General features: G+C 66.0%; 20 protein-coding genes. 14 read left to right on the top strand and 6 right to left on the bottom strand.

What is annotated here, in order from left to right; all coding sequences use genetic code 11:
• The first annotated feature begins 2 nt into the window (after positions 1-2).
• The 14 genes from holA (at position 3) to BJI67_RS11135 (ending at position 14,788) form a co-directional block, all read left to right on the top strand.
• Positions 3-1,043, top strand: coding sequence for a DNA polymerase III subunit delta (gene holA, locus BJI67_RS11200; protein ID WP_070073099.1), 1,041 nt, complete (start codon positions 3-5; stop codon positions 1,041-1,043).
• An 18-nt stretch (positions 1,044-1,061) separates the two neighbouring features.
• A complete protein-coding gene (locus BJI67_RS11195; protein ID WP_197513047.1) occupies positions 1,062-2,345 on the top strand; it encodes a glutamate-5-semialdehyde dehydrogenase in 1,284 nt (427 codons plus the stop codon).
• A 19-nt stretch (positions 2,346-2,364) separates the two neighbouring features.
• Positions 2,365-3,033, top strand: coding sequence for a nicotinate-nucleotide adenylyltransferase (gene nadD, locus BJI67_RS11190; protein WP_070074111.1), 669 nt, complete (start codon positions 2,365-2,367; stop codon positions 3,031-3,033).
• On the top strand, positions 3,030-3,407 hold the full coding sequence (gene rsfS / locus BJI67_RS11185) for a ribosome silencing factor (protein WP_070073098.1): 378 nt from the start codon (positions 3,030-3,032) through the stop codon (positions 3,405-3,407). Before nadD ends, rsfS begins: the two co-directional genes overlap by 4 nt.
• Before the next feature lie 15 nt (positions 3,408-3,422).
• Positions 3,423-3,893 (top strand): 23S rRNA (pseudouridine(1915)-N(3))-methyltransferase RlmH, encoded by a 471-nt coding sequence (rlmH, locus tag BJI67_RS11180; protein WP_070073097.1) that lies wholly within the window; start codon positions 3,423-3,425, stop codon positions 3,891-3,893.
• Between the two features lie 126 nt (positions 3,894-4,019).
• Positions 4,020-4,634, top strand: a complete 615-nt coding sequence (locus BJI67_RS11175; RefSeq protein ID WP_070073096.1) for a Maf family protein — start codon at positions 4,020-4,022, stop codon at positions 4,632-4,634.
• Positions 4,631-6,109, top strand: a complete 1,479-nt coding sequence (rng, locus tag BJI67_RS11170) for a ribonuclease G (protein ID WP_070073095.1) — start codon at positions 4,631-4,633, stop codon at positions 6,107-6,109. The genes BJI67_RS11175 and rng overlap by 4 nt, the downstream gene beginning before the upstream one ends.
• A 30-nt stretch (positions 6,110-6,139) precedes the next feature.
• A complete protein-coding gene (locus tag BJI67_RS11165) occupies positions 6,140-10,039 on the top strand; it encodes a YhdP family protein (protein ID WP_083250832.1) in 3,900 nt (1,299 codons plus the stop codon).
• A gap of 43 nt (positions 10,040-10,082) precedes the next feature.
• Complete coding sequence (locus BJI67_RS11160; RefSeq protein WP_070073093.1) at positions 10,083-10,487, top strand: hypothetical protein; 405 nt, start codon at positions 10,083-10,085, stop codon at positions 10,485-10,487.
• Entirely contained in the window at positions 10,484-11,326 is an 843-nt protein-coding gene (locus tag BJI67_RS11155) for a carbon-nitrogen hydrolase family protein (RefSeq protein ID WP_070073092.1), read from the top strand. The genes BJI67_RS11160 and BJI67_RS11155 overlap by 4 nt, the downstream gene beginning before the upstream one ends.
• Positions 11,323-12,768 carry a metalloprotease TldD gene (tldD, locus tag BJI67_RS11150; protein WP_070073091.1) on the top strand — a complete coding sequence of 482 codons (1,446 nt, stop codon included), beginning with the start codon at positions 11,323-11,325 and terminating at the stop codon, positions 12,766-12,768. Before BJI67_RS11155 ends, tldD begins: the two co-directional genes overlap by 4 nt.
• Before the next feature lie 57 nt (positions 12,769-12,825).
• The gene (locus BJI67_RS11145; RefSeq protein WP_156782121.1) at positions 12,826-13,107 is read left to right on the top strand and encodes a hypothetical protein; all 282 of its coding nucleotides are present in this window, start codon (positions 12,826-12,828) and stop codon (positions 13,105-13,107) included.
• A gap of 44 nt (positions 13,108-13,151) precedes the next feature.
• Complete coding sequence (gene pmbA / locus BJI67_RS11140) at positions 13,152-14,495, top strand: metalloprotease PmbA (RefSeq protein WP_083250831.1); 1,344 nt, start codon at positions 13,152-13,154, stop codon at positions 14,493-14,495.
• Positions 14,495-14,788 carry a hypothetical protein gene (locus tag BJI67_RS11135; protein WP_070073090.1) on the top strand — a complete coding sequence of 98 codons (294 nt, stop codon included), beginning with the start codon at positions 14,495-14,497 and terminating at the stop codon, positions 14,786-14,788. Before pmbA ends, BJI67_RS11135 begins: the two co-directional genes overlap by 1 nt.
• Positions 14,789-14,804: 16 nt before the next feature.
• Here BJI67_RS11135 and ehuA read toward each other — a convergent pair whose 3' ends face one another.
• The 6 genes from ehuA to BJI67_RS11105 are packed head-to-tail and all read right to left on the bottom strand — an operon-like array spanning position 14,805 to position 19,496.
• On the bottom strand, positions 14,805-15,590 hold the full coding sequence (ehuA, locus tag BJI67_RS11130; protein ID WP_070073089.1) for an ectoine/hydroxyectoine ABC transporter ATP-binding protein EhuA: 786 nt from the start codon (positions 15,588-15,590) through the stop codon (positions 14,805-14,807).
• Positions 15,587-16,282, bottom strand: coding sequence for an ectoine/hydroxyectoine ABC transporter permease subunit EhuD (ehuD, locus tag BJI67_RS11125; RefSeq protein ID WP_070073088.1), 696 nt, complete (start codon positions 16,280-16,282; stop codon positions 15,587-15,589). The genes ehuA and ehuD overlap by 4 nt, the downstream gene beginning before the upstream one ends.
• 3 nt (positions 16,283-16,285) lie before the next feature.
• Positions 16,286-16,936 (bottom strand): ectoine/hydroxyectoine ABC transporter permease subunit EhuC, encoded by a 651-nt coding sequence (gene ehuC, locus BJI67_RS11120; protein ID WP_070073087.1) that lies wholly within the window; start codon positions 16,934-16,936, stop codon positions 16,286-16,288.
• 39 nt (positions 16,937-16,975) lie between these two features.
• Positions 16,976-17,848, bottom strand: coding sequence for an ectoine/hydroxyectoine ABC transporter substrate-binding protein EhuB (gene ehuB, locus BJI67_RS11115; RefSeq protein WP_197513045.1), 873 nt, complete (start codon positions 17,846-17,848; stop codon positions 16,976-16,978).
• A 24-nt stretch (positions 17,849-17,872) separates the two neighbouring features.
• Positions 17,873-18,106 (bottom strand): hypothetical protein, encoded by a 234-nt coding sequence (locus BJI67_RS11110; protein WP_070073086.1) that lies wholly within the window; start codon positions 18,104-18,106, stop codon positions 17,873-17,875.
• On the bottom strand, positions 18,090-19,496 hold the full coding sequence (locus BJI67_RS11105) for a dihydrolipoyl dehydrogenase family protein (RefSeq protein WP_070073085.1): 1,407 nt from the start codon (positions 19,494-19,496) through the stop codon (positions 18,090-18,092). The genes BJI67_RS11110 and BJI67_RS11105 overlap by 17 nt, the downstream gene beginning before the upstream one ends.
• Between the last annotated feature and the right edge of the window lie 25 nt (positions 19,497-19,521).

Below are 19,521 nucleotides of genomic sequence, written 5' to 3'. Positions count from 1 at the left end.
GCATGGCGCTCAAGCCTGCGCAGCTCGATGCCGAACTCAAAGGCGGGCTGAAACCCGCCTATCTGATCAGCGGGGACGAACCCCTGCAGATCATGGAGGCGGCCGACCACATCCGTGCCGTCGCACGCGAGCAGGGCTATGCGGAACGCGTGGTGCTGACCGTCGAGACCGGCTTCGACTGGCCTGCGCTGGCGGCCGAGGCCGCTTCGACCTCCCTGTTCGCCGAGCGCCGTCTGCTCGAACTGCGTCTGGGCACGGCCAAACCGGGCAAGGCCGGCGGTGCGGTGCTGACCGACTATCTCAAGGATCCGCCGCCGGATACGGTGCTGCTGATCCAGTCGGCTCGCCTGGACAAGGCGGCCGGCGCGTCGGCGTGGGTCAAGGCGTTGGAGCGAGTGGGCTGCTGGATCGCGGTCTGGCCGCTGACTCCGGCGGAGATGCGCGGCTGGCTGCAGCGGCGCCTGCAGGCGCAGGGCGTGACGGCGGACGATGCGGCCGTCGCACTGTTGCTGGAACGCACGGAGGGCAACCTGCTCGCCGCGGCCCAGGAAATCGCCAAGCTGGCCCTGCTCTTTCCCGACGGGCGGCTGGGCGAGAACGAGGTCCTGGAGGCGGTGACCGGCAGCGCCCGCTATGACGTCAACGATCTGGCCGAGGCCGTACGCGCAGGGGCCGGAGGGCGCGTGGCGCAGATACTCGATGGGTTGCGCGCGGAGGGTGTCGAGCCCACGCTGGTGGCCTGGGCGCTGGCCCGCGAAGCCCGTCTGCTGGCGCGCCTGGCTTCGGGTGCGCCGGCGGATGCCTTGTGGCGAGGTATCCCGCCGCAGCGACGCAAACCGGTGGAGCGTGCCGCCGAACGCTGGCGCGGCGGGCGTGCAGGCCTGCTGGTCGTGCTGGCCGCGCGGGCGGACCGCGTGGTCAAGGGACAGTCCACGGGCGATCCATGGGACGAATTGTTACAATTGGCCTTCGTGCTGGGCGGGCAGTCCCTGTTCCCGCCGGCCTGGGGGCTCGCCGCGGAAACCGGGCGGGTTCTGCTCTAGCCTGTTGAGGTGGTCGTCATGAGTGCAAGCAAAAGCGCAGCGGAATCCGCGGTGTCGGTCTACATGGCCGAGGTCGGCCAGCGCGCGCGCATCGCCGCACGCGCCCTGGCGCGTGCCGAGACCGATGCCAAGAACCGCGCCCTGAGCGTGATCGCGGAGGCCATCGAGGCGGCTGTTCCGCAGCTCAAGACCGAGAATGCCCGCGATCTCGAGGCCGGGCGTGCACGCGGTCTCGAACCGGCGATGCTGGATCGCCTCGAGCTGACCGACGTGCGCATCGCGAGCATGGCCGAGGGCCTGCGCCAGATCGTGGGTCTGGCCGATCCGGTGGGCGCGATCGAGGATCTCAAGTATCTGCCGAGCGGCATTCAGGTCGGACGCATGCGCGTGCCGCTGGGCGTGATCGGTATCATCTACGAATCGCGGCCCAACGTGACCGTGGACGCCGCGGCCCTGTGCCTCAAGTCGGGCAACGCCTCGATCCTGCGCGGCGGTTCCGAGGCCCTGCACTCGAATCAGGCCATTGCCGTCTGCATCCGCACGGGTCTTGCCGCCGCCGGCCTGCCGGAGGATGCGGTGCAGGTGGTCGAGACGGCCGACCGCGCAGCGGTGGGCGAACTGCTGCGCATGAAGGACAGCGTCGACGTGATCGTGCCGCGCGGCGGCAAAAGCCTGATCGAACGGGTCAGCCGCGAATCGCTGATCCCGGTGATCAAGCACCTCGACGGCGTGTGCCACGTCTACGTCGACGACAGCGCCGAGACCGAGATGACGCTGACGGTCGCCGTCAACGCCAAGACCCAGCGCTACGGCACCTGCAACACCATGGAAACCCTGCTGGTCTGTGCCTCGCGTGCGGCCGACATCCTGCCGCCGCTCGCCGCGCGCTATGCCGAGGTCGGCGTGCGCCTCAAGGGCTGCGCGCGCACGCGCGAGGTGCTGCCCCGCATCGAGCCTGCCAGCGAGGCGGACTGGCATACCGAATACCTGGCGCCGGTGTTGTCCATCCGTGTGGTGGACGGGCTGGACGAGGCGATCGACCATATCAACACCTACGGTTCGCACCATACCGACAGCATCCTGACCCAGGACTACGCTCGGGCGCGGCGTTTTCTGCGCGAAGTCGATTCGAGTTCGGTGATGGTGAACGCCTCGACCCGTCTGGCCGATGGCTTCGAGTACGGACTGGGAGCCGAGATCGGCATCTCGACCGACAAGCTCCACGCCCGCGGCCCGGTCGGGCTCGAAGGCCTGACCAGCCAGAAATACATCGTGCTGGGAGATGGACAGGTGCGTCGCTAGTGTACCTGCGGAGTCGCACGTGATCGGGCTGCTGGGCGGAACCTTCGACCCGATTCATTACGGGCACCTGCGCGTCGCACTGGAAATGCGCGAAGCGCTCGGTCTCGACGAGGTGCGCTTCCTTCCCTGCGGCGAGCCGCCGCATCGAGGCCGGCCTGGAGCCGATGCGAAGACGCGTGCGGCGCTGACCGCCATTGCCCTCGCAGGCGAGCCGGGTTTCGTGCTCGACCGGCGCGAGCTGACACGTGACGGGCCATCGTATACCTACGACACGCTGCGTTCGCTGCGCGAGGAGTACGGCGAGCAGAGGCCGTTCTGCCTGATCGTGGGCGCCGACGCCTTTGCCGGCCTGCCGAGCTGGCACCGTGCCGGCGATCTGCTGGGGCTTACGCATATCGCCGTGGCGCGCCGTCCGGGGGAAACGCCCGTGATCGCACCGCCGCTGGCGGCGCTGCTGGGGGATCGCCTGACCGAAAATCCGGCGGACCTGAGTGCCGCACCGGCAGGGCGCGTGATCTGGGTCGAGGTGACTCAGCTTGCGATCTCGGCGACCGCCATCCGCGAGCGCCTGCGGCAGGGCAGAAGCCCGCGTTTTCTCATGCCGGATGCCGTCCTCGATGCCATCCGCAAACAAGGACTATACGGTCGGGAGCCGCAACGCGCGCTCACCGACCCGGGAGTGACATGAAACCGCTACAGGACGAAGCCGTCGAAAAACTGCACCGCGTCGCCATCACGGCGCTCGAAGACCTCAAGGCCCAGGACATCCGCACCGTCGATCTGCGCGGCAAGTCGCCGCTGATGGATCTGATGATCATCGCCACCGGCACCTCGGACCGGCATGTGAGGGCGCTGGCCGGCAACGTGGCGCGCTGCGCCAAGGAGGCCGGTTTCAGTGTGCGCGGCAGTGAGGGCGAGCGTGAGGGTGAGTGGGCGCTGATCGACCTGGACGACATGGTCGTTCATGTCATGCTGCCCCGCGTCCGCGACTTTTACAACCTGGAGAAACTTTGGGTCGCGGATGTCGAGGAGCCGGCCGAATCGAGCCAGGGCCGGAGCTGAGCGGCGGCACTTGCGGTGCGTATCCATCTGATCGCCGTCGGGCAGCGGATGCCCGGCTGGGTCGAGGCAGCCTACCGCGAGTACGCGGGCCGCATGCCGCCGGAGTCGACGCTGCAGCTCGTCGAGGTGGCTGCGGAGAAGCGTGGGCGCAAGGCCGATCTCGTGCGGATCGCCGAGCGCGAGGCGGAACGCCTGCGCGCCGCCACGCCGCGCGGCGCCCGCATCGTTGCGCTGGATGCCCGTGGCCGACAGTTCGATACCCCGAAATTGGCGGTGCGCCTGTCGGGCTGGTTGCAGGACGGGCGCGACGTTGCCCTGTGGGTTGGCGGTCCGGAGGGACTGACCGACGCGGCACGCGCCGAGGCTGAACTGCTCTGGTCGTTGTCAGCGCTGACCTTTCCGCATCCTCTGGTGCGGGTCATCGTGGCCGAGCAGCTCTACCGTGCGTCGAGTATCATCAACCACCACCCGTATCATAGAGACTAAAAACGGGCGGCTGCCGGCATTGCCGGCCGTCCACTGCGAACCAGAGGTCGGGATGCTCACTGATCGAAACATGTCGACCTGGAGAGCCGGGTCCGCCTCCGCTGTCGTCGCGGGTGTCGGGTCGTGATGGTGTTCGATGCCCGCCTTCTGCTGGCGTCCGCCTCGCCACGACGGCGCGAATTGCTCGATCAGATCGGCGTGTCCTACCGTGTCGAACCCGTGGATGTCGACGAAACGCCTCGTCCAGGCGAACGGCCAGCGGATTACGTGAGGCGGGTCGCCATGGACAAGGCGCGTGCAGGTTGGGCACGCAACAACGGAGAACTGGCGGCGTTGGGTGCGGATACCACGGTCTTGCTGGACGACGAGATTCTCGGCAAACCCGTGTCGTCTGCCGCCGCAGCGGCGATGCTGGGGAGTCTTTCCGGGCGCACACACCAGGTCTGCTCGGCGGTCGCGCTGGTACAGGGAACGCGGGAGAGGGTCGTCCTGTCCGAGAGTAGGGTGAGCCTGCGAGTCATGGGCGAGGAGGAAATCGCCCGTTACGTCGCTACCGGCGAACCCATGGACAAGGCCGGAGCCTACGCGATCCAGGGTCTGGGCGCAGTCTTCGTGGCGCATCTTTCCGGCAGTTATTCCGGGGTGATGGGGTTGCCGCTGTACGAGACGGTGGCATTGCTGCATGAATTCGGTATTGGAACGCCCCTCACGAGGGGACAAGTGAGGGACGGCGCTGCATGAGCTCTGAATTGTTGATGAACGTGACCCCGCAGGAGACGCGGGTCGCGCTGGTGGAAAACGGTGTGTTGCAGGAGGTGTACATCGAGCGCAGCCGTCGCCGTGGATTGGTGGGCAACATCTATCAGGGGCGGGTGAGCCGGGTGTTGCCCGGCATGGAGGCCGCCTTCGTGGACATCGGCCTCGATCGTGCCGCCTTCCTGCATGCTTCCGACCTGCGTGACATCCATCAGGAGGATCTGCCGCCGAGCAGCGAAGCGCTCGCGCCGTCGGCAATTACCTCGGTGCTGCAGGAGGGGCAACATCTGCTGGTGCAGGTGACCAAGGACCCCCTGGGCTCGAAGGGGGCCCGCCTGACGACGCACCTGAGTGTACCCTCGCGCTATCTCGTGCTCGTACCCGCAGGTAGCAGCGTGGGCATCTCCACACGTATCGAGGACGACGCCGAACGCCAGCGGCTGCGCGATCTGGTGCAGTCGCTAAGCACGCTGTGCGAGGAACCGCAGGGGTTTATCGTACGTACCGCCGCCGAGGGTGCCGACGAAGAGGATTTGCGCCGCGACATCCATTACCTGCAGCGCCTGTGGAAGACCATTCGCGAACGCGCCGGGAGCGCGCCTGCCGGTTCACTGGTCTATTCCGATCTGCCGCTGACCCTGCGCGTGCTGCGCGATCTGGCCAATGAGGAGATTGCCCAGATCCTGGTCGATTCGCGGGAAACGCTGCAGCTGGTTAGCGAATTTGCGGGGCGGTATGTACCCGAGATGCTCGAACGCATCGAACACTACGCGGGCGAGCGGCCGATCTTCGATCTGCACGGCGTCGAGGACGAGATCCAGAAGGCCTTAGACCGCAAGGTACAGCTCAAGTCCGGCGGACATCTCGTGATCGACCAGACCGAGTCGATGACCACCGTAGACGTCAACACCGGCGCCTTCGTCGGTCACCGCAACCTCGAGGAAACCATTCTCAAGACCAATCTCGAGGCGGCGCAGGCGATTGCGCGTCAGCTCCGGCTGCGCAACCTTGGCGGTATCATCATCATCGACTTCATCGACATGAAGGAAGAAACGCATCGCACCCAGGTGCTGCGTGCCCTGGAGAAGGCGTTGGAGCGAGATCATGCGCGTAGCCAGGTGTGCGAGGTCTCGAGCCTGGGCTTGGTCGAGATGACGCGCAAGCGCACCCGCGAGAGCCTGGAGCACGTGCTGTGCGAAACCTGCCCGACCTGCGGTGGGAGCGGTTCGCTCAAGAGTGCTGAGACCGTGTGCTATGAGATGTTCCGCGAGATTCTGCGCGAATCACGCCAGTTCGATGCGCGCGAGGTGCTGGTGCTGGCTGCCCAGGAGGTGGTCGATATGCTGCTGGACGAAGAGTCTGCCAGTCTGGCCGAACTGCAGGAGTTTATCGGCGTGCCGATTCGCCTGCAGGTGGAGCAGATCTACACCCAGGAGCAATTCGATGTGGTGCCGCTCTGATCGCCTGCATGCGTTGAACGGCCGAGGCTCATGCCGAGGATATTGAGACGCCTGTTCGGCGCGCTGTGGCTCGCCGCCGCGCTGGCGGTGATTCTGGCCGCGGTACTCACCGTGGTCGCTCGGCAGATGCTGCCGATGGTTCCTGGATACCGCATGCAGATCGAGGCCGTGGCCAGCCATTGGCTGCACCATCCCGTGCGTATCGGCGGGATTGCCGTCGGCTGGCACTGGTTCACGCCCACGGTGACCCTGGACAATGTGCGCGTGATGGGCCCCTCCGATCAGGTCGCCTTGAATCTGGGGCAGGTCGGATTACGACTGGGCATCTGGAACTCCTTGATCAGCCGGCAACTCGTGCCGGGAGAAATCGACCTGCGCGGCGTGCGTGTGGTGTTAGATCGCAGCCAGGCCGGACGCTGGTCGTTGCGCGGTTTGGCACTCCCCGTACCCGCAGCGGGGGGAGGCGGCAACGGTGGCGGTATGCCGGGCTGGCTGACGCGTATCACCTATCATGTCAGCGACGCCAGTCTGGTGGTCCAAGGGCTGCCGGCAGGCGGTCACTATCGCTTTCGCAACGTCACTCTGTCGGCGCGACCGGTGGACGATGGAATTGCCGTATTCGGCGGTTTCGCGCCACCCGGGCGCGTGGGGCGACAGATTAACTTCGCAGTCGAACTGCACCGTGCTGGTAGTGCTGTATCCGGCAATTGGGAGGCCCGTGCCTATCTGGATCTGCAGGCCATCCAGCTGAGCGGGCTGCCGCTTAGACAATGGCTTCCGCGCATGCCCGTATTGCACGGGCAGATCAATGCCCGCATCTGGTCGGTCTGGGCGAACGGGCGCCCAACCAGGGTAAGCGGCCATCTCGCCGTGCAGGGGCTGTCCCTGGGTGCGGCGATGAGTTCGCACAATGCCGGATCGGGTTTGACCGATTTCAGTGGCGACCTCCGCTGGCAGGCGACTTCTGGCGGTTGGCGTCTCCAGGGGGCGGATATCCACGCGTCAGCAGGCAGTGATGCCTGGCCCACGGATGCCTTCGATGTCGCCTTGAGTGACCGCAATGGGCAGCGCACGTTTTCGGCTTGGGCCGGGTTCCTGCGCTTGCAGAACCTGACGCCCCTATTGTTGCAATTGCCTTGGGTGCCGGATGCCTGGACCGACCGGGTGGCCGCGCTAGCCCCTGCCGGCGAGTTAAGCGACCTGCGCTTGCATGCGGCGCTCCCGGCTACCGCGTCGCCGAGCTATGCACTGAGCGCGGGCTTGCGCGACTTGTCGTTGAACGCGCGCGACCGGCAACCGGGTGTTGCGGGTCTGAGTGGGACGCTCGCCCTGACGAATACTGCGGGCTCGCTCGTACTGGACAGTCCACATCTGAGTTTCGATGCGCCTGCGGTGTTTGCCGGCCCCCTGCCGCGGATGGCCCTGCACGGCGCGGTGTACTGGCGCCGCGAGACGCAGGGTGATGAGGTGATCGCGCCTGGTTTTACCCTGCAGAACCCGGATTTGGCGTTGCGCGGTCAGTTAGGACTCTGGCTGCCCGTCGGCGGCAAACCGGAAATCAATCTGATGGCACATGTGCAACGAGCCAAGGTGATGGCGACGTCCAGCTACCTGCCAGTCAAATTGCTGCATCCGGATCTGGTCAAATGGTTCGTCAATGCCCTGCAAGGTGGAGAGGTGACCGGCGGCAGCTTGTTGTTGCGCGGCGATCCGACCCAGTTCCCGTTTCGCAACCACGCCGGCGTGTTCGAGCTACATCTCGATATCCACGACGGTATGCTGGCGTATTTCAGCGACTGGCCGCGACTCAAGGAGATGCAGGGTACCCTCGATCTACACGATTTGGGTCTAAAGGCACACATCACTCAGGGCACGATGCTGACTACGCATCTCAGTGACGTGGATGTGGATATCCCTGATCTCGACAATGCGGTGCTGAGCATCAGTGGCTCTGGCGACGGGTCGCTTGGCGACGTGGAGAAATTTCTCTCATACACACCGCTTGCGCATGGCCGCAAGGCCCTATTTGCTCAAATGCGTTCGGGTGGGCACACACGCTTTGAGCTCAAACTGAGCTTGCCGTTGAGAGTCAAGGAGATGTACCGCTGGCAACTGCAGGGACAAGCCCACGTCACCCAAGGCACATTTGCGCTGACGCGAGAAGGGTTCGCTCTGAGCGCGATAGACGGGGATCTGGCATTTACGCAACGTAGTCTGAGTGCGCATGACATCAAGGCGTCGTTCCGCGGTTCTCCGGTGGTTTTGGGTGCGAGCACACGCAGCGACGGGCTGGCGACGCTGACCCTCGATGGACATCTGAGCGTTGCTCAGTTACTCGGCCCCGGGTCCGTGATTGCTCGATATGCCCATGGCGACAGCGACTGGCGTGCGGCATTGGCCCTGCCGATGACGAGTGCGAGTTACCGACGTTACGGGACAGGCCTGACGCTGGTTTCGGGGCTCAAGGGCGTGGCCATATCTTTGCCCGCCCCGCTTGGCAAATCCGCCGGCACTAGCAAGGGACTGGTCGTGCAGTTATCGCTCACGCGCGCAGATGAGCCGGTGTTTCTGCGTTATGGACCCGATTTCCAGGGTCTCCTGCAGTTGGCCGGCAAGACCGGTTGCAGGCATGTGGTACGCGGTGATCTGCGATTTGCCGCAGGGGCTCCGGCATTGCCGGCCTCGGGCGTGGATATCGAGGGCAGGCTGGCGTACTTCGATGTTGACACCTGGCGCCGCGTGCTCGATGCGATGCCGGGTTCTGGTGTGGATGCTCAATGTCCGGCGGGGCGCGGACTGATGCCTCAGACAGTCAACCGATTGCACATGCACTTCGGCATACTCGATATCTTTGGCCGGCGGCTCCATGAAGTCAGACTGGACGCGAAGCGTACCGGCAAACAATGGGCTGCGACGGTGGCTGCAAAGGAGATCAGTGGCAAACTGAGTGTGCCCGTCGCATTGCATGGGGGTACCCCGCTGCGTTTCGATCTGACACAACTTGACTTGGACGGTGCGACGCAGACTTCCTCGGGCTCCAGTAGTGAGCCCGATCCAGCCAGTCTACCCGCCCTGTCGGGACACATCGGTGCCCTGCTGGTGACGGGAAGGCGGTTGCGCAATGTCAGCTTGCGCACCACGCCGACCCGCGACGGTATGCAGATCCATCTGGCCGAGGTCGATGAGCCTCATCTGCGCGCCCGCGCCAGCGGTAGTTGGCTGCGTGAGCCTGGCGGGCATACCCTGATGCAGATTCAGCTTGAGGTAGACAGCGACGATGCCGGCAAGGCCCTCGATGCGCTCAACGTGCAAGCTGGCCTGGCTGGTGGCCAGGGACATCTATCGGCCAACCTCAGCTGGCCAGGCGGGCCAGGTCAACTGGCGTGGGGCGTGCTCGACGGACAGGCACGCTTGACGCTCAAGAACGGACGCCTGGAGCAAGTCAATCCGGGGCAGACCGGACGCCTGCTCGGCTTGCTCAATCTGGCCGCGCTCCCGCAGCGTCTGAGCCTTAATTTCGGCGATGTGTTCGACAAGGGCTTCGCCTTCGACGACATGACGAGCCGTTTTCAAATCCGCGATGGCAACATCTATACCCAGGACACACATATCTCCGGACCGGCAGCGAACATGTCGATTACCGGCCGCGTGGGCATGGTTGCGCGAGATTACGATGCACAGGTGAGTATCGTCCCTCAGGTGCAGTCCACCGTGGCCATTGCCGGTGCCGTGCTCGGTGGGCCGGTGACGGGGGCGGCGTTGTTCTTGCTCGACCGCCTGCTGGGGATTGGCAAGCAGATTAACAAGGCCGCCGAATTCCGTTATCACGTAACGGGACCTTGGGATGCACCGAAGGTGCAGGCCGAGGGAGATGACCATCCTGCAAAGCCTCCCAGCGAACGTAAGACCCCACAGATCAATCCTTTCTGACTCATCGGCGAATGTCTCGGATGCAGATGGACTGAATCTAAAAGTGCGCTACCATGACGCCATGTTGAACATGCTCAAGCGAATCCTGCTGACGCTCGGTTTCGCGGTTATCCCCTTAGTTGCGCAAGCACAGACCTCGATGTCTGGCGGGCTGATCGAGTCGCCCACCTGCGACATCTCGGCCGCACAATGGGAGAGCCCCGATCGGAGCCAGACCCTGCTCGGCGATCCGGCCCTGCGCAGATTGCTGCAGGCCTGGGCCGCGCAGCCCGGCATGCGGGTGAACATCGAATACCCGGGCGGCGAGCAGGGCGTGATCTGGGCCAACCGCATGGTCGGCTGGCTGGTCGCCTTCGGTGTGCCGAAGCAGGCAATCACCCTGTTTCCCGGCGCCGGCGGGGGCAATGTCCTCGCATTGAGTTTGCGTCCGTCCAGAGGCGGTGCATGAAGAACACCAAGGTCGCCGCGATTCAGATGGCCTCCGGTTCGAACCGCGAGGCGAACCTGCTCGAGGCTGCACGCTTGCTGCGCGAGGCCGCCCAGGCGGGTGCGCGGCTGGCCGTGTTGCCGGAGAGCTTCGACCTGATGGCGCGTACCGACGCGGAGCGTGCTGCGGCCGCCGAGGTCGACGGCGTCGGTCCGGTGCAGGATTTCCTCGCCGCGCAGGCCCGCAAGCACGGGCTTTGGCTGGTCGGCGGTACCATACCGCTGCGTTCCGACGAGCCCGGGCGCGCCTATGCCAGTTGCCTCGTCTTCGATCCGCGGGGCCAGCGAGCCGCGCGCTATGACAAGATCCACCTGTTCGACGTTTCTCTGAGCGCGAGCGGGGAGGAATACCGTGAGTCGGCGACCACCGTGCCCGGCGACACGCCCGTCACGGTCGAAACCGAGCTCGGCTGCGTCGGCCTGGCGGTGTGCTACGACCTGCGCTTCCCTGAGCTGTTTCACCGGCTGCGGTGTCAGGGTGCAGAACTGTTCGTGCTACCCTCGGCGTTCACCGCGGTCACCGGACAGGCACACTGGAGCGTGCTGCTGCGCGCCCGCGCCATCGAGAATCTCAGCTACATGATCGCGGCGGCTCAGGGCGGCTTTCATGTCAGCGGCCGCGAAACCTACGGCCACAGCCAGATCATCGACACCTGGGGCAACGTTCTCGCCAGCCGTGCCGGCGGCGCGGGCGTGGTCGTCGCGGATATCGATCTCGCGCAACAACGGCGGATCCGCGGCCAATTCCCCACCCTGGAACATCATCGGCTGGCGATGCCGGCCGTAACGGAGACGCTATGACGGACAATGCACTCGATCTTGCGCAGGCGCACATCCTTGCCCCCTCCGGGCTGGGCGAGCAGGACCTGAGCAACGCTCTGGGAAGCCTGCTCAACGGCCGCATCGACAGCGGCGATCTGTACTTCCAGCTCAGCCGGCACGAGTCCTGGGGGCTGGAGGACGGTATCGTGCGCGAGGGTTCCTGGGGGGTGGAGCAGGGCGTCGGCGTGCGTGCCATCAGCGGCGAGAAGACCGGTTTTGCCTACAGCGACGAGATCGTGCTGCCGGCGCTGCTGGACGCGGCGCAGGCCGCACGCGCGATCGCCCACGGCGGCCAGTCCGGACAGATCCAGGCCTGGCAGGCGAAGGCCGGACATGCCCTGTACATGCCGCAGGACCCGACCCAGGGCATCACGGCGGAGGACAAGATCGCCTTGCTGCACCGCGTGGATGCCGAGGCGCGCCGCACGGACCCGCGGGTGACGCAGGTGATGGTGAGCATGGCCGGCGAGCACGATCTGGTGCTGGTGGCGGCCAGCGACGGCACCCTGGCCGCCGATGCCCGCCCGCTGGTGCGCCTCAACGTGACCGTGATCGTCGAATCCAACGGGCGCCGCGAACAGGGCCACGCCGGCGGCGGCGGACGCGTCGATTACCGCTACTTCCTGGAGGGCGATCGCGCGCTCGATTACGCACGCGAGGCCGTGCGCCAGGCGCTGGTGAACCTGGAGGCGGTGGCGGCGCCCGCCGGTAACATGAACGTGGTGCTTGGCCCGGGCTGGCCCGGCGTGTTGCTGCACGAGGCCATCGGTCACGGGCTCGAGGGCGACTTCAACCGCAAGAAGACCTCGGCCTTCAGCGACCGGCTGGGCCAGCGTGTGGCGGCCAAGGGCGTGACCGTGGTCGACGACGGCACGTTGCCCGACCGGCGCGGTTCGCTCAACGTGGACGACGAGGGCACGCCCACGTCCTGCACCACGCTGATCGAGGACGGCGTGCTGGTCGGCTACATGCAGGATCGCCTCAACGCCCGCCTGATGGGGATGGCACCGACCGGCAACGGCCGGCGCGAGTCTTACGCCCATCTGCCGATGCCGCGCATGACCAACACCTACATGCTGGCCGGGCAGGACGATCCGGCGGAAATCATCGCGTCGGTCGACAAGGGGCTGTACGCGGTGAACTTCGGCGGCGGCCAGGTGGACATCACATCCGGCAAGTTCGTGTTCTCCGCCTCCGAGGCCTATCTGATCGAGAACGGCAAGGTGACGCGGCCGGTCAAGGGCGCGACCCTGATCGGCAATGGTCCCGACGTGCTCACCCGGGTGACGCGCATCGGCAACGACCTCAAGCTCGACGACGGCGTCGGCACCTGCGGCAAGGACGGACAGAGCGTGCCGGTGGGCGTCGGCCAGCCGACCCTGCGGGTCGACGGCCTGACCGTGGGCGGCACCCAGGCGTGATTCGCGAAACGCAAGTGCTATAACCGGGGTAGACACTGACCCCGGGAGGTGGCAGCCATGAAGCGTGAAACCTACAGTACCGACAACGCACTGCTCGACCAGATGAACCCTCTGCCGCAGGGGCATGGGGACGACCGCATCGTGCAGTGGCATTGCTTTCGCAACCGCAGCGAGGCGGCTGGATTCGCCGCCTCGATCCGTCTCGCCGAGGATCAGCAGGTCGTCGGCGGTCAGGCCGAGGACAGCCTTGGGCCATTATGGTGGGTCGGCGTGCGCGTCGACGACCTGGACCACTGGGGCAACCGCCAGGCGGTGAACAAACACGGCGCCAGCGCCTGAAGGCGCGGCGTCCTTTCCCAATCGAGAAGCGACAAGGAGTACCGATGAACGCGATCCGCCCTCTGGCGATGGACGAGGCTCAGCTCGAGTCGGTGGTGGGCATGGCCCTCGAAGAGGCCAAGCGAGCCGGCGCGACGGGTGCCGAGGCGGTGGTCAGCGTCGACAGCGGCCTAGCCGTGACGGTGCGACTCGGCGAGGTGGAAACGCTCGAATACCATCGCGACAAGGGACTCGGCCTGACCCTGTATTTCGGTCAGCGCAAGGGCAATGCCAGTACCGCCGACTTCCGTCCAGAGGCGGTGCGCGAGGCGGTCGCCGCGGCAGCGGCGATCGCCCGCTATACGGCCGAGGACCCCTATGCGGGTCTGGCCGATGCCGCGCGCATGGCCAGCGACTTCCCCGACCTCGACCTCGACCATCCCTGGGCGCTGGAGCCCGAGGCCGCGGTGGAGCTTGCCAAGCGCTGCGAGGACGCTGCGCGCGGCGCCGATGCCCGGATCAAGAACTCCGAGGGTGCGAGCGTGAACACCTCTCGCGGCACCATGGTTTACGGCAACAGCCACGGCTTCATCGGCGGCTACACCGGCACGCGCCACAGCCTGAGCTGTTCGGTGGTGGCCGAGCAGGACGGCGGCATGCAGCGCGACTACTGGTATACCGCGTCGCGCAACCCGTCGCTGCTGGAGGGCGCGGAGGACGTGGGTCGCGAAACGGCTCGCCGGACCGTACGCCGGCTCGGCGCGCGCAAGCTGAGCACCCGTCAGGTACCGGTTATCTTCGAATCGGACCTCGCGCGTGGACTGATCGGGCATTTCGTCGGTGCGATCCGCGGCGGTGCGCTCTACCGCAAGGCCAGCTTCCTCGTTGACCATGCCGGCCAGCCGGTGTTTCCGGCCTTCATGCAGATCGACGAACAGCCGCATCTGCCCGGTGCCCTCGGCAGTGCGCCGTTCGACGGCGAGGGCGTGGCCACCGCTCCCCGCGACCTAGTCTGCGATGGTGTGCTCCAGGGTTACGTGCTCGACAGCTACTCGGCGCGTCGGCTCGGACTCGAGACCACGGGCAACGCCGGTGGGGTGCACAACCTCACCGTGCAGCCCGGGGCGCACGATCTGGCGGGACTGGTGCGCGAGATGGATACCGGCCTGCTGGTCACCGAGCTGATCGGTCACGGCATCAACATGGTGACCGGCGACTACTCGCGCGGTGCAGCGGGATTCTGGGTCGAGAACGGCGAGCTGTGCTACCCCGTCGAGGAGATCACCATCGCCGGTAACCTCAAGGAAATGTTCGCGGGCATCGCCGCGGTGGGCAACGACGTGGACGCGCGCGGCAACATCCGCACCGGCTCGATCCTGCTCGACCGCATGACGGTCGCCGGCGAGTAATGTCCGTGCCGGGCGCGGCGGCGGAAGCCGATCCGCTGGAGCGCATCTGCGTCCTGGTCGAGGCCGCACCGGCGGCGGCCGCCTCGCTGGTGTTCTACGGCCTCGTCAAGGGCATGGCGCCGGAGCTCGAAACCCGTGGCAATCCGGTGGCGATGAGTCGGCTGCGCATGCTCGACGCCGCGCAGCGCGCGCTGGCCTACGCCTTGATGGAGCGTTACGCCGACGGAGCCAACCGCAGCCCGGAATGGGCCGCCTGCGTGGCACGCCTGGATCGCGCCGTGGCTGCCGGCTGAACCTCCCGGGACGATCTCAGGCGTCGACGCGGGCGAGAAATTCGCGGGTACGCGCCTCGCGGGGCTCGCCGAAGATCTGCGACGGCGGCCCGTCTTCCAGAATCCTTCCCTGATCGAAGAAGCAGACGCGGTCGGCCGCCTCGCGCGCGAAGCGCATCTCGTGGGTGGCGATGAGCATGGTCAGGTCGCTTTCCTCCGCCAGCTCGCGGATCACGCCGAGCACCTCGCCGATCATCTCCGGATCGAGCGCGGAGGTGGGTTCGTCGAACAGCATCACCTTGGGCTGCATGGCCAGCGCGCGGGCGATGGCCACGCGCTGTTGCTGACCGCCGGAAAGCTGCGCGGGGAAGGCGGTCAGCTTGTCGCCCAGGCCGACGCGTTCGAGCAGCGCGCGGCCGCGCGCCTCGGCCTCGGCGCGGGGCAGTTTCAGCACCCGCAGCGGCGCCTCGATCACGTTGCGCAGCGCGGTCATGTGCGGGAACAGGTTGAAATGCTGGAACACCATGCCGACCTGGGTGCGCATGCGGTGCAGATAGCGTTCGCCGGCCGGCTTCGAGCCGCCGCCGGGCAGGGGTTCGTGCCAGAGCGGGGTGCCGTCGATGTAGACCTCGCCTCCCTGGATGCGCTCCAGGGTCATCAGGATGCGCAGCACGGTCGACTTGCCGGAGCCGGAGGCGCCGATGATCACGACCTTTTCCCCGCGCTGGATGTTGAAGTCGAATCCCTTGAGGATCTCGAAGTCGCCGAAGCGCTTGTCGACGGACTGGAACTGGACGATGGGCTGGCTCATTTCCTGGCTCATTTCAGGGGGATTCCGCTCTTGGGCAGCCAGCGGTCGAGCCGGTGCACGAGGTAGGAGACGACCAGGGTGGTGAGCAGGAACAGCGCGCCCACCAAGGTCAGAGGAATCAGGTAGTTGTAGGTCTGACCGCCAATGATGTTGGCTGCGGCCAGCATGTCGAGCACGGTGATGGCCGAGAGTAGCGGTGCATCCTTGATCATGGACACGAGATAGGTGCCGAGGGCCGGGATGATGCGTGGGACCGCCTGCGGCAGCACGATGTCCTTGTAGGTGGTCCAGCGGTCGAGGTCGAGCGCGCATGCGGCCTCCCACTGGCCGCGGCCGACCGCCTCGATGCCGGCGCGGTAGATCTCGGCGCAATACGCGCTGTACTGCGCGCCCAGTGCGATGGTGCCGATGGCGAAGGCAGGCAGCGACAGCCCGAAACCGGGCAGCACATAGAACAGGAAAAAGAGCTGCACCAGCAGTGGCGTGTCACGCAGAAATTCGACCACGAAGCGTACCGGCCAGGAGATCAGGCGCAGGCGCACGCCCTGCAGCAGGGCGAACACGAGACCGAGCACGAGGGCGAGCAGAAAACCCAGCACCGTGGCCTCCAGGGTGACCTTGAGGCCGATCAGCAGGATCGGCAGGATGGACCAGGCGAAGGCGAGCATGTCGCCGCTGGTGTCCCAGTGCAGGCCGAAGAGCATCGCTTACCTCCTCGTCTTCCAGCGGCGCAGACGGTTTTCGAGCCCGCGGATCCCCCAGCTCAGCAACAGCGCAAGGCCGAAGTAAGCGAACAGGGTCACGGTGTAGATGCGCGTGGTCTCGAAGGTCAGGTTCTGCAGGTTGTTGGCGTAATAGGTGAGGTCGGCGAGGCTGATCAGCGACACCACCGAGGAATCCTTGAGGTTCTGCACCGCGAGATTGCCGAAGGTCGGCATCATCTCGGGCAGCGCCTGCGGGAAGAAAATGCGGTAGATGCGTTGCGCCGGTGTGAAACCCAGGGCGATGGCGGCCTCGCGCTGTCCGCGGGGTACGGCCTGGAGGGCGCCGCGCACGACTTCGGCCCCATAGGCGCCGATGTTCAGCGAGAGCGCTGCGATGCCGGCCACGAAGGGCGAGAGCGACACGCCGAGCAGCGGCAGGGCGTAGTACAGCCAGAACAGCTGCACGATCAGCGAGGTACCGCGAAATATCTCGACGTAGGCCGTGGCGAAATAGCGTACGGGTCGCCACTTCACGGTCTTGAGCGTGCCGAAGACGAAGGCGATCAGGACCCCCAGAGCCGAGGAGAGCAGCGTCAGCTCCACGGTCATCTGGAGGCCCTGAGCGACGTTCAGGGCGATTTGCGTAAAGGTCACGATCGTTCCTTGATCATCGCGCCTCGCCGGTTGTGGCGCTTAGTGGCCCGAGCAGAGCATCTCGGTCGAAGCTTTGCGCGCCGCTTCCACGTCCTCGTGCGAGAGACCGTAGTGCATCTCGTCCCTGGCCCAGGCCGAGGTCTTCTGGTAGGCCGCCAGTTTCTCGTCGAAGCGCTTGATGAAGGCTTTATCCGACTTGCGGAACGAGAAGGCTCCATAGCTGCGCGTGGGCTTGCCATGGTAGATCGGCTGCGTGAACGGCTCGACGCCGACCACGGCCGGGCTGCGCTTGGCCAGGTTGTGCACGGTCAGGCCGGTGGCCGCGTAGGCGTCGATGCGATGCGCCATCAGCGCCGGGATGGCGTCAGAGTTGGCGTTGATCATCACGACCTGGCTCTGCGGGATACCCATGGCCTGGGCGAAATTGAGCTCGTCAGCGCCGGTCACCACGCCAAGCTTGAGCTTGGGGTTGTCCTTGAACGCCTTGTAGCTGTGGATGCCGTGCGGATTGCCCTTGAGCACCAGCAGGCCCTCGCCGTAGCTGGAGTTGACCTTGGAGAAGGTGACCTGCTTGCAGCGTTCGGGCAGCACGTTCTGACTGGCAGAGGCCATGTCGATGCGGCCGGCCTTGACCGCCGGGATCAAGGCGCCGAAGGGCAGGACCACCCATTCGATGTGTTTGACGCCCATTTCGTGGAGCACGTGTTTGGCGACGTTGGGGGCAATACCCTGGACCTTGCCGTCCGCGCCCTTGTAGCCATACGGAATTTCATTGGCGATGCCGACCTTGATGGTGCCGGTGCTTTCGACTTGCTTGAGGAGACCTTCGGCATGCGCGCCGGGTAGGCCAATCAGGAGGATGGGAAGGAGGGTGAGAAGAGAGACGATGCGTTTTTTTGTGGAGGTCATCATTCCGTATGGGTGTGGGTTCCTTTTTTACCCTACGGGATCGTCTGGGGGCTCGCAACCCGCGTTGCCGGACTTGAAACTGGCTGGACAAAGCGGCACTAGGTCGAGACGACGAATGGCGTCGAGGGCATATTCCAGTGCACCCTCGGCGCACAGGCCGCGCAGGGCTGCCTCCTCGTAGGCATCGAGTGCAGCCTGCAGGCAGGCGGCGCGCACGCGCTCGGCAAACGCGTGTGCCTGCGGATCAGCGCAGGATGGCATCCGCGAGTCCCCATTTGCTGGCCAGAGTCTCGGTGGCGTTGGCCAGTTCCTCGGCGCGCGCCGGGTGGTTGTAGCGGCCCGAGGCGAGCCAGCGCAGCGCGGTGTCGCGGTCGGGTGCGAGCGATAGCAGATGGATCAGCTCGCCGGCCTCGGCGCCGACGATCTCCCCACCGAGCAGGGCGCCGCTGTCCATGTCGCCGATGAGACGCACGAAGCCGTCGGTGTCGTCCTGGCCGAGGGCTCGCGGCGAGGTCTCGAAGGCGGCGAAACCGACGGCGGGTTCCAGGCCCTCGTCCTCGGCGGCGTCCTCGTCCATGCCGAGGCGTGCGAGCTCCACCGCGCTGTACACGGCGAGCGGCACCCAGGTGCTGTCCTGTGCCTGGCCGCGGCCATCGACGATGTTGTTGATCGCCACCGTGGCGTCGGACAGGGCGTGATTGGCGGTCATCTCAGGGCTGGCGACGTCGCCGATGGCGTAAATGTGCGGCTGCGAGGTCTGCAGCTGCGGGTTGCGCCGGACGAATCCATGCTCATCGCATTCGATGCCGACCTTGTCCAGATCGAGCCCCTCGGTGTAGGGCACACGGCCGGTGCCGAGGCACGCCCAGTCGACCTCCACCTTGTTGCCGTCCGTGAGTTCGATGCGCACACCGTCGCCGCTGGTATCCACGGCGGCGAAGCCGGACACCTTGCGCAGGGCGACGTCGTGGCGGGCGAGGGCGTCGCGCAGCACGCCGCGCGCCTGCGGGCTGAACGGAATCTTGCGCAGCGGTTCGGAGCGCGCCAGCCAGACGACCTCCTTGCCCAGCATGGCGAAGATGAAGGCGAATTCGGTGGCGACCACTCCGCTGCCGACGATGGCCACACGCTTGCCGGCCGGCGGTCGGCTATCGAACAGCATGTCGCTGGTGAGCACCTTGCCGGCCTCGGCGACGAAGGGTTCGGGAACGTGGGCGCGGCCGCCGGTAGCAATGACGAAGGCCTCGGCCTTGAGTTCGCGATCTCCGTCGCGGCCGGCGATGCTGAGTGTGTGCGCATCGACGAAGCGGCCTGTGCCCTCGAAGGTGGCGATCTTGAGCCGCTTCATGTAGTCGACGTAGCTCTCCTGCACACTGGCGACCACACCTTCCTGATGCTCCCAGGCCGCGTCCATGTCGGCGCTGAGTGTGCCGGCGATGCCGCGCTTCGCGAAGTTGCGGCTGGCGGCGACGAGGCGGGCGGTATGGTGCCAATCCTTCTTCGGTACGCAGCCGCGGTTGAGACAGCAGCCGCCCCAGTCGGCCTTTTCGAGGATGGCCACGCGCTGCCCCTTCAGGGCGGCGAGGATGGCGGCACGGTAGCCGCCGGGGCCGGAACCGATGATGGCGATGTCGTAGGTTTCTGCACTCATGAAAGGACTCCTGTGGGTGAACCGA

The sequence above is a fragment of the Acidihalobacter aeolianus genome, assembly GCF_001753165.1.
GTDB classification, from domain to species: domain Bacteria; phylum Pseudomonadota; class Gammaproteobacteria; order DSM-5130; family Acidihalobacteraceae; genus Acidihalobacter; species Acidihalobacter aeolianus.
This window is presented reverse-complemented; position numbering and strand designations above follow the sequence as displayed.

Bases quoted from the DNA above. Each gene is read 5' to 3' on its own strand.
- holA (WP_070073099.1), top strand. From the start codon at position 3: ATGGCGCTCAAGCCTGCGCAGCTCGATGCCGAACTCAAAGGCGGGCTG.
- BJI67_RS11195 (WP_197513047.1), top strand. From the start codon at position 1,062: ATGAGTGCAAGCAAAAGCGCAGCGGAATCCGCGGTGTCGGTCTACATG.
- rsfS (WP_070073098.1), top strand. From the start codon at position 3,030: ATGAAACCGCTACAGGACGAAGCCGTCGAAAAACTGCACCGCGTCGCC.
- BJI67_RS11175 (WP_070073096.1), top strand. From the start codon at position 4,020: ATGGTGTTCGATGCCCGCCTTCTGCTGGCGTCCGCCTCGCCACGACGG.
- rng (WP_070073095.1), top strand. From the start codon at position 4,631: ATGAGCTCTGAATTGTTGATGAACGTGACCCCGCAGGAGACGCGGGTC.
- BJI67_RS11165 (WP_083250832.1), top strand. From the start codon at position 6,140: ATGCCGAGGATATTGAGACGCCTGTTCGGCGCGCTGTGGCTCGCCGCC.
- BJI67_RS11155 (WP_070073092.1), top strand. From the start codon at position 10,484: ATGAAGAACACCAAGGTCGCCGCGATTCAGATGGCCTCCGGTTCGAAC.
- tldD (WP_070073091.1), top strand. From the start codon at position 11,323: ATGACGGACAATGCACTCGATCTTGCGCAGGCGCACATCCTTGCCCCC.
- BJI67_RS11145 (WP_156782121.1), top strand. From the start codon at position 12,826: ATGAAGCGTGAAACCTACAGTACCGACAACGCACTGCTCGACCAGATG.
- pmbA (WP_083250831.1), top strand. From the start codon at position 13,152: ATGAACGCGATCCGCCCTCTGGCGATGGACGAGGCTCAGCTCGAGTCG.
- BJI67_RS11135 (WP_070073090.1), top strand. From the start codon at position 14,495: ATGTCCGTGCCGGGCGCGGCGGCGGAAGCCGATCCGCTGGAGCGCATC.
- ehuA (WP_070073089.1), bottom strand. From the start codon at position 15,590: ATGAGCCAGGAAATGAGCCAGCCCATCGTCCAGTTCCAGTCCGTCGAC.
- ehuD (WP_070073088.1), bottom strand. From the start codon at position 16,282: ATGCTCTTCGGCCTGCACTGGGACACCAGCGGCGACATGCTCGCCTTC.
- ehuB (WP_197513045.1), bottom strand. From the start codon at position 17,848: ATGATGACCTCCACAAAAAAACGCATCGTCTCTCTTCTCACCCTCCTT.
- BJI67_RS11110 (WP_070073086.1), bottom strand. From the start codon at position 18,106: ATGCCATCCTGCGCTGATCCGCAGGCACACGCGTTTGCCGAGCGCGTG.
- BJI67_RS11105 (WP_070073085.1), bottom strand. From the start codon at position 19,496: ATGAGTGCAGAAACCTACGACATCGCCATCATCGGTTCCGGCCCCGGC.